This is a genomic window from Algoriphagus sp. 10J20-15, from assembly GCF_055809615.1.
The window spans coordinates 83486-99119 of sequence record NZ_JBVVUG010000032.1 but is presented as its reverse complement, the minus strand read 5'-3'; the positions used below and the strand labels follow the sequence as shown (position 1 = coordinate 99119).

Annotated in this window: 12 protein-coding genes, 1 tRNA gene and 2 pseudogenes; 12 read left to right on the top strand and 3 right to left on the bottom strand. The window is 41.3% G+C overall.

The window, feature by feature from the left end:
* Positions 1-65: 65 nt before the first annotated feature.
* Positions 66-1403 carry a 4Fe-4S dicluster domain-containing protein gene (locus tag AC0L6R_RS12645; RefSeq protein WP_473271531.1) on the bottom strand — a complete coding sequence of 446 codons (1338 nt, stop codon included), beginning with the start codon at positions 1401-1403 and terminating at the stop codon, positions 66-68.
* Positions 1404-1505: 102 nt separating this feature from the next.
* On the opposite strand from AC0L6R_RS12645, the gene AC0L6R_RS12640 reads away from it, so the two are divergent.
* The 6 genes from AC0L6R_RS12640 (at position 1506) to AC0L6R_RS12615 (ending at position 5222) form a co-directional block, all read left to right on the top strand.
* Positions 1506-1578 (top strand) — tRNA-Phe (locus AC0L6R_RS12640).
* A gap of 392 nt (positions 1579-1970) precedes the next feature.
* Entirely contained in the window at positions 1971-2462 is a 492-nt protein-coding gene (locus AC0L6R_RS12635; protein ID WP_473271530.1) for an RNA polymerase sigma factor, read from the top strand.
* On the top strand, positions 2459-2887 hold the full coding sequence (locus AC0L6R_RS12630) for a hypothetical protein (RefSeq protein ID WP_473271529.1): 429 nt from the start codon (positions 2459-2461) through the stop codon (positions 2885-2887). Before AC0L6R_RS12635 ends, AC0L6R_RS12630 begins: the two co-directional genes overlap by 4 nt.
* A 3-nt stretch (positions 2888-2890) precedes the next feature.
* On the top strand, positions 2891-3436 hold the full coding sequence (locus AC0L6R_RS12625; protein ID WP_473271527.1) for a DUF4252 domain-containing protein: 546 nt from the start codon (positions 2891-2893) through the stop codon (positions 3434-3436).
* Positions 3437-3579: 143 nt separating this feature from the next.
* Positions 3580-4068 (top strand): DUF4252 domain-containing protein, encoded by a 489-nt coding sequence (locus AC0L6R_RS12620; protein ID WP_473271526.1) that lies wholly within the window; start codon positions 3580-3582, stop codon positions 4066-4068.
* A gap of 587 nt (positions 4069-4655) precedes the next feature.
* Entirely contained in the window at positions 4656-5222 is a 567-nt protein-coding gene (locus tag AC0L6R_RS12615) for a hypothetical protein (RefSeq protein ID WP_473271524.1), read from the top strand.
* A 601-nt stretch (positions 5223-5823) separates the two neighbouring features.
* Here the strand turns inward: AC0L6R_RS12615 and AC0L6R_RS12610 are convergent.
* Both AC0L6R_RS12610 and AC0L6R_RS12605 read right to left on the bottom strand, forming a co-directional pair.
* Positions 5824-7552, bottom strand: a pseudogene (locus AC0L6R_RS12610) (M14 family metallopeptidase).
* 12 nt (positions 7553-7564) lie between these two features.
* Positions 7565-9172, bottom strand: coding sequence for a M14 family metallopeptidase (locus AC0L6R_RS12605; RefSeq protein ID WP_473271523.1), 1608 nt, complete (start codon positions 9170-9172; stop codon positions 7565-7567).
* 210 nt (positions 9173-9382) lie between these two features.
* Here AC0L6R_RS12605 and AC0L6R_RS12600 point away from each other — a divergent pair, with 210 nt between their 5' ends.
* From AC0L6R_RS12600 to AC0L6R_RS12575, 6 genes and pseudogenes are all read left to right on the top strand, one after another.
* Positions 9383-10213, top strand: coding sequence for a universal stress protein (locus tag AC0L6R_RS12600; protein ID WP_283413737.1), 831 nt, complete (start codon positions 9383-9385; stop codon positions 10211-10213).
* 6 nt (positions 10214-10219) lie between these two features.
* The gene (locus tag AC0L6R_RS12595) at positions 10220-11455 is read left to right on the top strand and encodes a cation:proton antiporter (RefSeq protein WP_283413736.1); all 1236 of its coding nucleotides are present in this window, start codon (positions 10220-10222) and stop codon (positions 11453-11455) included.
* A 101-nt stretch (positions 11456-11556) separates the two neighbouring features.
* Positions 11557-12586 (top strand): annotated as a pseudogene (gene hemH, locus AC0L6R_RS12590) (ferrochelatase).
* A 291-nt stretch (positions 12587-12877) separates the two neighbouring features.
* A complete protein-coding gene (locus AC0L6R_RS12585) occupies positions 12878-14041 on the top strand; it encodes an AIR synthase related protein (RefSeq protein WP_473271522.1) in 1164 nt (387 codons plus the stop codon).
* Between the two features lie 177 nt (positions 14042-14218).
* Positions 14219-14767, top strand: a complete 549-nt coding sequence (locus AC0L6R_RS12580) for a hypothetical protein (protein WP_473271521.1) — start codon at positions 14219-14221, stop codon at positions 14765-14767.
* A complete protein-coding gene (locus tag AC0L6R_RS12575) occupies positions 14715-15575 on the top strand; it encodes a hypothetical protein (protein WP_473271520.1) in 861 nt (286 codons plus the stop codon). Before AC0L6R_RS12580 ends, AC0L6R_RS12575 begins: the two co-directional genes overlap by 53 nt.
* Positions 15576-15634: the final 59 nt, after the last annotated feature.

The following is a 15634-nucleotide window of genomic DNA, read 5'->3' as shown; positions in this document are numbered from 1 at the left end:
ATTAGGGTATTAAGAGCCAAACTATTTGAGACACCTAATTTTTCAATTTTTAAATTTTTCAATTGTTAATCTGGAATTTCTTCCTCTTTCACTTTCTCAGCCCAATTGAATCTATCCTGAGGACTGAATTTCCAAGGAGCAAAGCTGGTTTCCATGTTTTGGAACATTGCATTCCACTGAGCTGGCGTTCCTGACTCCTCCATGGCTACATAGCGACGCATTTCCAAAATGATAGAAAGTGGATCAATGTTCACCGGACAAGCCTCCACACAGGCATTACAGCTAGTACATGCATTCAATTCTTCTTTCGTGATGTAGTCACCCAAAAGTGACTTACCGTCTTCAAGACCTTTTCCTCCAGCATCCAGACTTTTACCCACTTCTTCTGCACGATCCCGCACATCCATCATGATTTTTCGCGGAGAAAGTTTCTTACCCGTCAAATTAGCTGGGCACTCTGAAGTACATCTACCACATTCGGTACATGAATAGGCATTCATCACGTTGATCCAGCTTAGGTCATTGATGTCTTTGGCTCCAAATCTCCCGATCTCTGCAGGGGGGTCAGCAGGTGCATCCGTAGGAATTCCAAGCATCATATTAACCTCATTGGTGACAGCTGGCATATTTGCCATCTCTCCTTTAGGCTTCAAGTTCGAATACCAAGTATTAGGGAAAGCAAGGAATATATGCAAGTGCTTAGAATAGGTCACATAAATAGCAAAGGCCAAAATCCCAACAATATGGAACCACCAAGCAGCTCTCTCTACGAAAATCAAAAACTCAGAACTGAAATTCTCTAGAAGCGGAGAAAGCAAACCACTGAAAAATAGCGTTCCAACAGGTATGTAATGATCTACTCCTCTTGCCGCCAAAATCTGGTCAGCTGCATTCATCTTAAGAATTGCGATCATTAATACAATCTCAATTACCAGAATAATATTCGCATCCATTGCTGGCCAGCCCTTTATTTCAGGCATGGTGAACCGTGGAACTTTAACCACATTTCTTCTAATTAAGAAGATGACGCAAGCAAGCAGAACAGCAAATGCTAGAAATTCAAAAACATTCATAGCCACCGCATATACACTTCCTAAAATCGGAGCGAATAGTCGGTGAGTTCCTAAAATGCCGTCCAGCACAAATTCCAATACCTCAAGATTGATCACCACAAAGCCAACATAGACCATGAGGTGAAGAAATGCCGGAAGAAAACGTTTGAACATTTTTTGTTGACCAAAAGCTACCAGCGCCATCGTTTGCCAACGCTTCTCTGGATGATCATTTCTTGTCTCAGCCTTCCCTAGAAATATGTTTCTGCGGAGAAATTTGACACGTTTGATCAAAAAGAAGCTAGCTGCGCTCAAAATGATCAAAAATATAAGTTGCGGTAAAAAGCTCATAGTGACGTTATTAGCGTGTTTCTTGGGTTTAAATCAATATTTTTTTCTAAAATGACTTGCTTCAAATACTCAAATACCTACCTTTGCATCACTTTACAACAAGGTGATATAGCTCAGTTGGTAGAGCATCGGACTGAAAATCCGTGAGTCGGTGGTTCGAGTCCACTTATCACCACAAGCCATGAAGAAATTCATGGCTTTTTTTATTTGCTTTTTAATCCACAAAGAGCAGAAAGTTTGCACGGAGCGCACAGTCACATATGCTGTAAATAAATTTAGAGTAGTCGACTCCTTTTTTATCTTCTTTGTAAATACCATAGCCGTTATTGGTTTATTAGGGAATCCTGAATCATTGGTTGGGTACGAGATAAGCAATTTAACAAATAGTAGGCATGCATACTATTTCCATTTCTAATTTAGAAGCAATTTAGTCTAGTAAGAATTATCTGCCAAAAGCCTAAACAGTTGAGAATCTATAGCTATCCTTTTAGATAGTATGTTTGAAAAACTTTTACTTTTTTTTATTGCTAGTGTAACATTCGTCTTTCCCATGCATTACCGTATTAAATGAAGTCATTTTTTGAAGCACATATCTGGCCACTAAGAGGCAGGCTCTATCGGCTGGGGTATCTCTGGGTGAGGGATAGATCCCTTACGGAGGATTTGCTTCAGAATGTCTTCGAAAAAACCTTGGAACGAGAAAAAGAACTTCAGATTCATCCCAATTTAACTGCTTGGTTGGTGAGAAGTTTGAAAAATGAAGCTTTGATGCATTTTCGCCAGACCAAGAAATTAGAATCTCTCGATGGCTTAGAGGAATTGGAAATTGAGGAATCAGTGCCTGAGGAAACAAAAGACTCGGTGCGACAAGTGATGAAACTTGTAAAAGGTTTGCCACTTCGTCAGCAGGAGATTTTTCATCTGAGAGAAGTAGAAGGCTTGAGTTACGAGGAAATTACCGAGCACCTAGACATAAGCCTGGAACAAGTGAAAGTTAACCTTCACCGAGCCAGAAAAAGCATTCGAGAGCGGATGCTCAACCAAAAATCAACCAAATGAACCAGCGAATAGACGAATTACTCGAAAAGTACTGGGAAGCTGAGACTACCCTTGCCGAAGAGCAGGAATTGAAGGAATTACTTCAAGCTGCAGAAGGATATACAGAAGAGAAAATTTTATTCTCCGGAATTAATGAGCTCACTTCGGAAGAACCAACGCTGAAAATGCCTACCAAGACAGTTCCAATCAAATCCAGAAATTGGATGAACTGGGCAGCATCAGTAGCAATTCTAGTGGGCTCTATCTGGGGATGGACTGTATATGAACAGAAGCAAGCTGAAGAGGAGGCATACATGGAAGTCATGCAAGCTTTTGCTTTGATCCAAACTAATCTATCCAAAGGTCAAGAAGAAATGGGAGTAATGAATGAAATGAGATACCTGAATACAACAAACCAATTATTTGGCAACCCTATAAATAAATAAGCCATGAGGAAAATTCTAATAATTCCGATTTTGCTGTTTGCCTTTATTATAAAAGCGCAAGCTCAGGATGATGCTATCCAACGATTTTTCTCCAAATACATGGATGACGACCGCTTCTCCAGAGTGTATATCAGTCCAAAAATGATGCAAATGGCCGGTGGCTTTCTGAAAAGTAATGCCGGTACGGACAAGGATTCAGAGGATTTAGGTGTATTGATTCAAAAGGTAAAAGGGATTCGAATTCTTTCTTCTGACGAAGTGGATGGAATGACTTTCTACAAGGAAGCTATGGGGACGCTTACAAAAAACAAATACGAGGACCTGATGATTGTCGAAGACAAAGGAAGTAGCCTGAAGTTTATGGTGCGCGAAGAAGGCGGTTTGGTAAAAGAGCTCATGATGATTTCAGGAGAAAAGGGAGACTTTACCTTATTATCAATGCTTGGAAGCTTCACCTATGAAGACCTAAACCTACTTGCTGAGAAAACGGACATTCCAGGCATGGATATGTATGGAAAAGGCAGTAAAGGACCGAAGGGTGTGAAATAAGTATCAATTATCAATTATCAATTATCAATTATCAATTATCAATTATCAATTATCAATTATCAATTATGGCGAAACTGAAAGACAGTAAGAAGGTTTCACAATTCGAAAATAATTAACTACAAACCACACTTTATAATAAACACATGAAAAAGCTATTCTTAACCCTAGCATTAATTGGAGCAGCGATATCCGTTCAGGCACAGAGCAAAAGTGTCAAGGCTCTTTATGAAAAATACAAAAGTGAAGACGACTTCTTCCACATGGAGCTTGGAGGCAATTTCATGAACTTTGCCGAAGGCTTCAAAATTGACATTGATGAGAATGACATGGCTACTGTGGCGAAGTCAATCGAAAAATTAAACTTCTTTACCCTTCCCGATCATGCAGATACAGGAAGAGTAGAATATAAAACATTACAAAAAGGCCTTGAGAAAGAAAGGTACGATCTCTTAATGGAGGCGTCTGAAGGCAAAAAAGGAGGAGTGATGGTCTATTCTAAAGGAGGAAATAAGATATCTGACTTGGTAGTCCTCGTAGGCGGTGATGATGGAGACTTAATTGTGGTAGAACTCAAAGGATCATTTGACCAAGAATTGGTAGCAAGAGCTGCTAATTATAAAGGAAAAAACTAATATCTCTCAAAACTTCGGAATTGGATTGATTCCAATTTTTGCAATAATTTTAAAAACAGGTTTAGAAAATTGACTCTAGACCTGTTTTTTTTGTTTGTATTTAAAAGGCAGGGTAAATAAAAAGCATTTTTTACCAACACTTGTTGTTGATTTAAATCAAATCAGGTGGAATTTGACCCCAATCAAAACTCCTTTTCAAAAGTTTTTTTAATTTTTTTTCACAAAATATACATTGGTGAAGAATAGATATCTCTTTGGGGCATAAATACAATATTTGGTAAAATCATTAAAAACAAATATATATTCTATAAATCGGTCAATTTTCAGAACACAACAAGTTTCGCTATCGATTGCGAAAGCATTTTATTAAATCCGCAAATATTAAAGCGATTCATTACCAAATCATTAACAATGATCTTTTTTTATTGAAGTATTTGCAATTGATAATTTCAGTCGTACCTTTGAATCGTAATAACAAACCAATCGGTAACCGAATTGAATTACAGCCCAAATTTCCCCACCTGAGACGGAGTAGCCGTCAGGCGGTTAATTTGAAAAATTAGAACCTATTCAAACCAATTATTAAAATGAAAAAATTATTCACATTGCTTTTCGTAGCGGGGATCGCTGCAGGAGCGTTTGCCAAATCAGAAGGTGCATCTGTCTTAATTAGACAAACTGAAACTACTAAGGTTGCGGTATCCTTCAATGAAGCACCACAAGGAACTGTGATTGTTAAAATCACAGATTCTGAAGATCGTTTGATCTTGAGAGACAGAATCACTAAGGATGAAGCTTTTGCTAAGAAATATGATTTGAAAGCTCTTCCTCAAGGAAACTACTCTGTAGAAGTAACGGACGAATCAGGCGTATTGAGAACTGCTTCTTTCAACAACTTTGTGGCAGAGACTCCAGCTGTATTCTCAAGAGTTTCTCCAATGGGAGACAACAAATACAGATTGCTAGTAAGCAACCTTGACGCGAAGGACATCGAAGTGATGATCTATGACGGAGACAATTTGATCCACACTGAGAAAATTGACAATCCTCAAGGACTTCACAAAATTTACTCTTTCGATAAAGTAAGTGGAGCAGGTATCAACTTTAAAGTGAAAACTGCATCAGGATTCGAAGGATATGTAACTAGCCTATAAGCTAAACCAACTTCATATAAACTAACCCCGCTTGAGCAATCAAGCGGGGTTTTGTTGTTTAAGGTGACTTAACCGCGGTGATCACAGAGATAAACGCGGAGAGCGCAGTTTAGAAATGAATTTATGCTGGGGCAATAGATAAAACTTTTACCATTTTCTGACTGAGCGCAGCCGAAGTCCAATTACACCGCCTTTAACACCATTTCGAAGCCAATGGATCTGCGTTCTGTGTAATTCTACATTTAATGTTATCCTGCTTCTCCAGAAGCAGGATTTTATCTATACAATAAATTAGCCCCGTACCTAAAGGCACGGCAGATAGCACCATCAACTTTCCTTTCCACCCATAGTTTTTCCCTAAATGGACGTGCAAAAAGAAAAAAATAGCCTCCTTGAGCTGCCGCAAGGCCTTCAAATCAAATATTTCGATCCAATTTTTACACAATAGAATTCAATAGAACACAAACTTGCGAACTCTGCGTTAACCTCCGTGTACATTGCGGTTAAACCAAAAAAATGCGAAGCATCTCTGCTCCGCATTCGTTTCTTTATTATTAAACCGACTGATCAATGAATACTGATCACTGCGGCTTTACTTTTACTATTTCTTCCAACTAGCCTTTCCACCTTTGGCAGAATCAACAGTGATAGAATAATTAGAGCCTGAAGAAACAATCCACTTCACTTTCACTCCAGTCATACCAGGACACATTATCTACCAGTATTTTCTCAGGATTATTTTTTTGCTCCGACAATTTGTTGAAGTCTTCATCTTCCACCACAAATCCAGCCACTACCTTAGCACCTGAAATGGTCACATAGTCTGGCCGCTCAATTTTGTATTTGAGATCCTGACTAGCGTGAGTTGGCATCAAGCGCTCGTTATAGATCGTTGCTGTAATTGCTTTTAATCCTCCACCAAGGTCTTCTTCTTTAACCTCCATGATGGAAAGCTTTGGCGTGTGATAGGCATGATAAATCGTGAAAGCTACATTTCTATGTGCATCTTGCTCTAGCAAGAAACCTGGATGAGCCCGCCCGAAAGTCTTTTTAAACCCTCCTATTTCCACTGTTCCAAATTGTGGATGCTCAAATTCTTTCCACATCACAAAAGCATCGCCCATAGTCAAGAATTCATCAACTTCGAACATTTCATTTTGCCCACCGCCTTGTTTGTGGAAATACAAATACGGAACCATCAGCTCATTGGAAAAGGTAAATACCCCTCTCACTCCGTAAAACCAATCCAGTTCTCCACCGAAAACAGAGTACAAATCTTTATATACCGTCAGATATCTATATCCTGGAATCATTTCTTCACCCTTTTGCCCGAGCGCATCATAGATTCGAATATCGTTTCTGTTATAGGTACTTACATCCTCTTCGGCACCTGGACCTCTGAGGATCATTCCGCCTGAATTGTGGAAACTTTGAGCTCCTGCGATATTCGGATGCTTCATTACAAATTCCATTATCGACCGGTTTTCAGGCAAGGTAAATGGATACTTCAATGCGCCACGCTGAATGTAGTCTGGTTGCCAATTCCAACCCCAGTCTCTATTTGGATCATAATAGCCTACGCCATCGTCATTCACGCGACCATCACCATCACCATCCGTGCCTTCCTGACCCAACATTTCATATTCTCCCATTTTATCCGCACCTACCATAATCAGTTTGCGTGGATCCTGTGGGTCTTTGATATAGCGACCAGTCGGAGATTTTCTAATCATCATTGTGATGTGTCCATCGCCATCCAGATCATCCATTCCATCTTCCCCAGCTACCCCATCTCCATCATTATCTAAGATCATCATCCCGGATCGTGGTGAATTTGCAGTATTTGGCTCCAAGAAAAAGTCATTCCTTGCATCTGGATTTATAGTTGGTGTGATGTAAAACACCTTGTCCTTCAGGAGCTGCTGGATAAATTCATTATCAGCAAACATCTCTGTGAGGTACCAAGCACCATAAAGAGAAAATTCTCCGCCCTGGATTTCATTGGAGTGAATATTCCCATCGATCCACATTCCTGGTTTATCGGTATCTTTTCCGGTGGAAAAATCCGTAATCGTCAATGTCCACATGTCCCTGCCCTCGTAGGATTTACCGATTGATTCCAATTTGGCAAGGTTAGGATGCGCTGCCGCAATCTTCTTCATATTATCCACCAAACCCTCGTAAGTATAATAGCGATTGAAAGCGATATCTACTTTTGGATTGTGTGGAGTACCGACTGCGCGGAAAAATTTCTCCTGCGCATCTGCTTTATAACTTCCTAGGCTAAGTACTCCAACAGCCAAGGCAATGAGCATTTTTGTTGTTTTCATCTTTTTCATGGCTTATAGTTTTACAGAAGTAGAAGTGAATCCGGCATGAGAAGCACCGGCTTTTACAGTCACATTTCCTGAACCACGAATAATCCAGCTAAAACTAGCCTTCTCAAATGCGCCCAAAGACTCCATTAGTTCGATCTTATTTCCTGAAACTATGTCATCGGGATCAGCACTCATATCAATTCTAATTTGTCTTAGCCAACGTGATTGCTCTCCCATCTCTGAGTGGGTTGGGATAGCAGAATTATTAAACAGATCCATAGTCACTCGTGTCAATCCATTACCAAGTGACTCTGATTTTACATTATGCAGTTCAAGTTTTGGCTGCATATCCGCCAACTTAAGAATGAATTCGGTATGCTGATCTGCGATTTCACCTACTTTCTCATAAGAAGGAGTAGTCATCACAAAAGGCTTGATGCCTCCCACTTCAACTTTTTTACCTGGAAAATCCGGATGCTGAACTTCAGTCCAAGGAACAAAAACATCATTCATCGCTAGTGAATCTGCCCAAGCCAAATAGTTGGCTTCCGCATTTGACTTGCCTTTGCCAGTAGAATCTTTGAATTCAGGCACCCAATACCCCGGTGTGCTGAAACTCAATCTTCCAAAGTGGAAATAAGCCCATTGGAAGAAATCCCCATCAGTGCCTTGATTATCCTGCTGGTAAGCCTTCTGCTTAACGGTTTCTTTATAGACATCAGAAATCATAGCGTTTATAGCCTGATCTTTCTCCAAAATAGAAGTGACCACCCTCTTCTTTGCATTTCCTGCATTGTACTTCAATGGTGAAGACAAGTTGTTGGCTGGAGAAAAAGTAACAAAGGCGAAAATATTCCACTGCTCAAATAGATAGTCAAGAAGCGCTCGAGACTCCTTTTGGGTCACTGGCATATCACCAGCCAATGGCTCAAAAACAGGGAATTTATAGGTTAAAGACTTATTGAAAGCAATTCCTTCTTTTAGGTCTTCAGCGAACTCTCCATCTTTATCATCATCTTTTGATTCCTTATAAAGTGAATATTTCCCAGCTTCTCCCTTGGATTTATCCACTTTCACTAATACACGCTCATCTTCTTTGGAAAGAACGTAATCTCCCATAGGATCTTCTACTCGCATCATGGTGATCAGACCATCACCATTCAGATCAGTATATCCACTTCCTCCCGGAGTTCCATCCCGATCATGATCAATCGACACCGCATTGCCTCTTCTTTCATATTTCAATGAAGCGAAGTACTGCTCGTAAGCGTCTGGAGACATGTTGGGAAAAATGTAAAAAGTCGTAGTCTCAAGCGCTTCCGCATGATCTGAAACCAGCTTTTCAGCAAATTGTGTAGCCAGCTCCACGCTCAGCACCTCGTAGCCCTCCACTCCGCCTACTACAGCGATGGCCGGTTTTTGATTCAGTTCACCAGTGCCCACTTTAAGCACCCAGATATCTTTGCCACCTTCTGTTTTGGTGAGTGAGGTGAGCGTGGCGGAAGCATTGGATGCTACGTTTTGCAAACGCTGATTGAGTTGATTAAGCGTGGGGTACTCCGATTGCGCAAATGCAGCGCCTGAAAGCCCCATACCTCCCATCAACAACCAACTGAGTAGTGTTTTCTTCATAAATCGTTTGGGTTTTAATTCTCTGATTATTGTAATCCTGAAAAAGATTAACCCTAAATTTTACTAAAATTTCGGGACAAAAAGCCTTTTCCTTATTCGGAACGCCGAAATAACACTTGAATGGATTGGGATCAGGATAAATGGAGTTGAATTAAAAGTATTGTACAGATCGGGAAAATTCGCTTATTTAAGGTCATTAGCTTTTTCAATATGTATCAAAAAGTAGCCCTTGCCATAGCTTTTTCCCCTAGGATGGAAGCTTTGATTTCAGAAACAAAACGACTTGTTCAGCTTTTCGGCTCCGAGCTGATCCTAATTCATATAGGCAAAAAAACGGATGAACTAGAGGCCAAACTTGGTGAAATCATGATAAAAAATGGTTTGGATGAGAGCAAAACCAAGCTAATCTGGAAAGAGGGAAAGCCAGTCAAAATGATCATCGAGGCCTGTAAGGAAGAAAATGCGGACCTGTTGGTGGCTGGGGCTTTGAAGCGTGAGGGATTTCTGACCTATTACATGGGATCAGTGGGCAGAAAAATCATCCGTAAATCTCCCTGCTCAGTTTTGACTTTGATTGAGCCGAAAGTTCAATCTACGGTTTTTGAAAAAGTAGTGCTCAACGGAACTCAGTTAGAAATCACTGCTAATGTGATCGAGTGTGGAATTATTTTCTCCAAGGCGGTAAAGGCAGATCAAGTTCACATTTTGAATGAAATAAAAATGTATGGTCTCCAAATGGGCACTGCCAGTGAAGACTCTGAAGAGGAAGCATCAAATACCAGGCGGCAATTGGTGCAGAATGAAGTGGAATATGTAGAGGGAATTTTAAAGCAAATAGATCAAGGAAATTTGAAGATAAATATTAAAGTGACTGGAGGAAGATGGGCAGTTGAATTGGCTAGATTTTGTGAAAAAATCGAAGCAGACCTGCTGGTAGTGGGTGATGATCAAAAACTGAATTTTTTCGACAGGATTTTCCCACATGATTTGGAAGACCTATTGAGCACTTTGCCTTGTAATTTATTAATCGTAAAAAATTAAACCTCCATGGAAACGTTAGGCCATAAGGAGGTAATTAATTTACTCCTCCAACTCGCATCTATTCTTATATTGGCTAGAGTCTTTGCTGAATTGGCAAGAAAGTTCAAGCAACCTGCCGTGGTAGGTGAAATCTTTGCCGGGATCATACTCGGACCGACCATTCTCGGAAATTTCTTTCCTGGAGCTCATGAATATTTATTCGCATCACATGAGATGACAAACATAGCCTTTGATGGCTTTGTACAGATCTCAGTAGTACTTTTGCTATTCATAGCAGGATTGGAGGTGGAGTTACATATTGTTTGGAGCCAGGGAAAAAAGGCGCTTTACATAGCTGTGGCCTCGATGATCCTTCCAATTATAGCAGGATTCGTGGTGGCATACGCATTCCCGGAGTTTTTAGGAGTTAATATCAATGACAGAATAGTAGCTTCCACCTTCTTTGGTTTAGCTATTTCCATTACTGGGTTAGCTATTGTAGCAAGGATTCTAATGGATTTGAATCTCTTCAAAACCTCCTCTGGTCTTCTTATTATAGCTGGAGCTATGATAGTAGATGTATTGGGCTGGCTGATCTTCTCGGTGATTCTATCCCTGTCTGAGTCTGGTAGCGATGGTTTAGGAGTATGGCCCACAATTGGTCTTACCTTACTATTTACTTTAGTAATGCTAACTATTGGAAAGGGATTGATCAACAGAGTATTGCCCTGGATCAATAAGAAGCTGGCCTGGCCAGGAGGCTTACTCTCGCTTTCCCTAGCGCTCTGCTTTTTAGCAGCATCATTCACCGAATTCATTGGTATTCACGCTATTTTTGGCGCATTTATCATTGGTGTTGCACTTGGAGATTCGGAGTATTTGACGGAAAAAGCCAAAGAGATTTTACATCAGTTTATCAATAACATTTTTGCTCCTATCTTCTTTGTTTCCATTGGACTCAAGGTAAACTTCATCACTGGATTTGATCCGGGAATAGTCGGAGTTGTGATTATTGTAGGCTTAGTGACAAAGTATTATGGAGCTTACTTCGGAGGAAGACTTGCAGGGGTTCCGCGCAAAGAATCCATTGTCGCTGGCTTTGGTATGAGCACTAGAGGAAGTATGGATATCGTACTGGGATTGATAGCTTTAGAAAACGGCTTGGTCACTGAGCCACTGTTTATTGGTCTGGTGATTTTAGCGATTATTGCCAGCATGACTGCTGGGCCGCTCATAGGCTGGGCGAGAAATCTCAAGATATAAAAGCTTTTTTCAATCGTTGATTATTAGGATCAATTGGCTAAATCTAACAATCGGACGTATTTTTGGGTTCTGAATCGCAAATCCTCATACAAAGAGCTCTCATGAATAAATCCGGAAAAATCGGCGTTTTGCTGGTGAACCTGGGAACACCAGATAGTACCGCTACCGGCGACGTAAGAAAATACCTTCGCGAATTCCTGATGGATGGTCGTGTAATAGATATACCTGTTGTTTTCAGATGGATGCTAATCAATTTAATTATTGCACCATTTCGAGCTCCAAAATCAGCTCATGAATACAAAAAACTATGGACGGATCGCGGATCTCCCCTACTCTTTCATACAGAAGATCTCCGAGATAAATTGATTGAAAAACTTGACGCCAAGCAATACAAAGTAGCGATCGCAATGCGCTATCAAACGCCTTCCATAGAAGCTGGATTAGAGGAATTGCGGAAAGCACATGTCACCAAAATCATCGTACTTCCACTTTTTCCTCAGTATGCTTCGGCATCAACAGGCTCTGTGCAGGACAAAGTGATGGAGATAGCAAGAACCTGGCAGATCATTCCTGACATTTCATTTATCGAGTAATTTCGTAGAACAACCATTATTTCTAGAGGCTTGGGCTGAACGTGGCAGAGCTATGCTGGAAGGGAAAGATTACGATAAAATCCTCTTTTCTTACCATGGACTCCCTGAGCGCCATATTCTCAAAGGTTCTGTAGATGGCTACTGCCAGCTTGGTGCTTGCTGTAATAAATATGGGGCCAAAAACCATTATTGCTATCGTGCTCAATGCTTCAAAACGACTCGATTGATAGCCGAGAAACTGGGTATCCCAGAAGAGAAAACAGTGAATTGCTTTCAATCCAGATTAGGGAAAGATCCATGGGTAAAACCTTACACGGATGATGTAATTGATGAGCTGAATAAGCAAGGAGTGAAGAAGGTACTAGCCTTCTCCCCAGCATTTGTAGCTGATTGTCTTGAAACTACTGTGGAGGTAGCTGGCGAATACCGGGACAAATTCCTCGAAGGAGGTGGAGAAGAATGGGACTTGGTTCCTAGCTTGAATTCCGAAAACACTTGGGTAGAATGTGTGAAGGAAATGGTGCTGGAGCATTCTTGAATTAATTGACTTTAACCGCCGAGTGGGCGGAGTATATCGCAGAGGGCACTACTGTTGTCCTCTATTTGAATCAATCAGGGCTAAAAGCCCTTAATAACCCAGCCCAGACTAAAGGGCTGGTTTTTTTTTGAACAATTGAATAAGTGAACCTAGAGTAAGCAGCTTAATCCTAAACTGTGCCCTCTGCGCAACCTTTGTGTAATCCGCGGTTAAAATCATCCTCCCAACAAGCAACTTAACTTTACCCTTCTTATTCATCCATTTTGCGGATAACCTATTAACTTTGCCTCCATGAACGAGCGATACATGCAGCGCGGAGTTTCCGCCTCCAAAGAAGATGTGCATCAGGCCATTTCAAAACTTGACAAAGGGCTTTACCCAAAGGCATTTTGTAAGATCGTGGAAGACACCCTTGGCAACGATCCTGAATACTGCAATATCATGCATGCTGATGGTGCCGGTACCAAATCTTCTCTGGCATATTCCTACTGGAAAGAAACCGGCGATGTGAGTGTTTGGAAAGGTATCGCGCAGGACGCGATCATCATGAACACGGATGATTTGCTTTGCGTGGGTGCAATCAACAATATCCTCGTTTCATCTACGATTGGTAGAAATAAAAACCTTGTTCCCGGAGAAGTGATTTCCGCGATCATCGAAGGAACCGAAGAGGTTCTTCAGATGCTTCGTGACAATGGCGTCAACGCTGTACTTACTGGCGGAGAAACTGCTGATGTGGGAGACTTAGTTCGCACAATTATAGTGGATAGCACAGTCACTTGTAGAATGCGACGCGATGAAGTCATCTCCAATGATCAGATTCAGGGTGGCGATGTGATCGTAGGTTTGGCTTCTTTTGGCCAGGCAAAATACGAGACAGCATACAACGGTGGCATGGGAAGCAATGGCCTTACCTCTGCCCGTCATGATGTGTTCAATAAAGTACTAAAGACAAAATATCCTGAGAGTTTTGATCCATCTGTCCCGGAAGATCTTGTTTACTCAGGAAAATATAACCTAACCGATCCAGCTCCAGGCGCACCTGTGAACATCGGTAAGTTGGTCCTTTCTCCTACGAGAACTTACGCTCCAATCATGGTGGATGTGTTGAACTACATGAGACCAAGAATTCATGGCTTGGTGCACTGCAGCGGTGGAGCGCAGACCAAAGTCCTTCACTTCGTGGACGACGTGCATGTGATCAAAGACAATTTGTTTGAAACCCCTCCCCTTTTCCAAATCATCCAAGAAGAAAGCGGTACGGACTGGAAAGAGATGTACAAAGTTTTCAACATGGGTCACAGAATGGAAGTTTACCTGAACGAGCGCTATGCTGAGGAGATCATCGACATTGCTGAGTCTTATGGCGTAGAGGCACAGATCATCGGTAGAGTAGAACCGCATCAAGGCAAAAAAGTAACGATTACTAGCCCACATGGCATTTTCGAATATTAAGTTATTATTTAATCGAAATCATATCAGCACCAGTATTTTCCTTGCTCAGCCGGTCAGAAGACCGATGACGGGAGACCCGCCACAGCGGCCAGGCCGAAGTACCGGAAAAGCTAGTGTTTACCATTTATGAAGTCACTTTGCTCTTTATTAAATAAAATCGTAAACATCCATATTTAAATGGCATTGAAAGGGAAAAGCATATTACTAAAAACAACAAAAGTCCTAAGTTGGACTTTTGTTGTTTTGGTGGTAATCGGCTTGATCATTTTGACCAAAGTGGATCGTTCTCCGATTGAGGACCAAGCCTTTTATAAAGAGACTTTGGAGCGAATAAATCAAAGTACTTTTTCAAAATCCCAAGGCGAAGCATGGATCGCAGGTTGGTCAAGCGTGAATATGACGCCCGCTGAACCGGCTGATCTGGTTGGCTATGCACCTCGTGGAAAATATGAATTCGTGCAGGATAGTAGCTTTGTCAAAGCGTTGGCTCTTTCTAATGGAAATACAGAGATTGCCTGGCTTAATTATGAATTGCTGATCGTTCACCCACATCTAGCAGCGCAAATTCAAACAGCTATAAAAGAAGCAAACCTACCAATTGATCAGGTGATTTTCACAGCAACTCATACACATTCTGGAATGGGCGGATACATGCCTGGTCCTGATGGGAGAAATGGCTTTCGGAGGATACGACCAAAACATTGTGGATTTGATTGTGTCGAGTAGTCTTTCTGCTTTGCAAAATGCCATCGCCACTCAAGACACTGTTTCTATCACCTATCGCAAGTCGGACGCAGGTGCGCTAGTAGCCAATAGATTCGTGAAAGATGGGCCGACAGACCCTTTTGTCCGCCAACTTATTTTCACCAAAAAGACAGATGAAAAAGCTACGTTCCTTACCTATTCGGCACATGCTACCACGATGAGCACCAAGTTTATGGGCCTGTCTGGTGATTATCCTTTTTACCTGACCAAAGAATTGGAAGAGGGTGATTTTGACTTTGCTATGTATGCCGCAGGAACGGTAGGAAGTCATAGACCTTTGAGGCCGGGAAACACACCTGAAATGGTCGAGCGATATGCGCATCAATTAGACTCTACGCTGAATCTGAGGATGACTTATTTCGCAACTGTCAAAAATCATCGAATCCAAACTGGCTATCTGCCGATTTCATTGAGAGAACCACATCTTCGTATTTCAGACAATCTTCGCCTTCGCCCATGGCTGTTCAATTATTTACTAGGCGAGACCAATGCTCATTTAGACATTACGCAGATTGGTAACATGCTTATGATTGCTTCCAGCGGAGAGCTTTCCGGAGTTTTCTATGAAAAATGGGAGAAGCTGGCGCAAAGCAGAGGTTTGAATCTGATCATCACGACTTTCAACGGTGGATACATTGGCTACATCACTCCTGATGAACTCTATGACGAAAACTTCCACGAGGTGCGCGAGATGAACTGGTATGGCCCTGGTAACGGAAAGTATTTTGATGAAATGGTGATGGCTATTATCAAGAAGTCAAGCCCTTAAAGGTCCGAAAAGTCCTCATATAGGTAGTTTTTATCCAGTTATCTCAAAAATCCTTGAGC

Excerpts from the sequence above, each read along its gene's own strand:
- AC0L6R_RS12595 (WP_283413736.1), top strand. The coding sequence starts at position 10,220 with ATGGAAACGTTAGGCCATAAGGAGGTAATTAATTTACTCCTCCAACTC.
- AC0L6R_RS12645 (WP_473271531.1), bottom strand. The coding sequence starts at position 1,403 with ATGAGCTTTTTACCGCAACTTATATTTTTGATCATTTTGAGCGCAGCT.
- AC0L6R_RS12635 (WP_473271530.1), top strand. The coding sequence starts at position 1,971 with ATGAAGTCATTTTTTGAAGCACATATCTGGCCACTAAGAGGCAGGCTC.
- AC0L6R_RS12620 (WP_473271526.1), top strand. The coding sequence starts at position 3,580 with ATGAAAAAGCTATTCTTAACCCTAGCATTAATTGGAGCAGCGATATCC.
- AC0L6R_RS12605 (WP_473271523.1), bottom strand. The coding sequence starts at position 9,172 with ATGAAGAAAACACTACTCAGTTGGTTGTTGATGGGAGGTATGGGGCTT.
- AC0L6R_RS12580 (WP_473271521.1), top strand. The coding sequence starts at position 14,219 with ATGGCATTGAAAGGGAAAAGCATATTACTAAAAACAACAAAAGTCCTA.
- AC0L6R_RS12600 (WP_283413737.1), top strand. The coding sequence starts at position 9,383 with ATGTATCAAAAAGTAGCCCTTGCCATAGCTTTTTCCCCTAGGATGGAA.
- AC0L6R_RS12585 (WP_473271522.1), top strand. The coding sequence starts at position 12,878 with ATGAACGAGCGATACATGCAGCGCGGAGTTTCCGCCTCCAAAGAAGAT.
- AC0L6R_RS12615 (WP_473271524.1), top strand. The coding sequence starts at position 4,656 with ATGAAAAAATTATTCACATTGCTTTTCGTAGCGGGGATCGCTGCAGGA.
- AC0L6R_RS12575 (WP_473271520.1), top strand. The coding sequence starts at position 14,715 with ATGGCTTTCGGAGGATACGACCAAAACATTGTGGATTTGATTGTGTCG.
- AC0L6R_RS12625 (WP_473271527.1), top strand. The coding sequence starts at position 2,891 with ATGAGGAAAATTCTAATAATTCCGATTTTGCTGTTTGCCTTTATTATA.
- AC0L6R_RS12630 (WP_473271529.1), top strand. The coding sequence starts at position 2,459 with ATGAACCAGCGAATAGACGAATTACTCGAAAAGTACTGGGAAGCTGAG.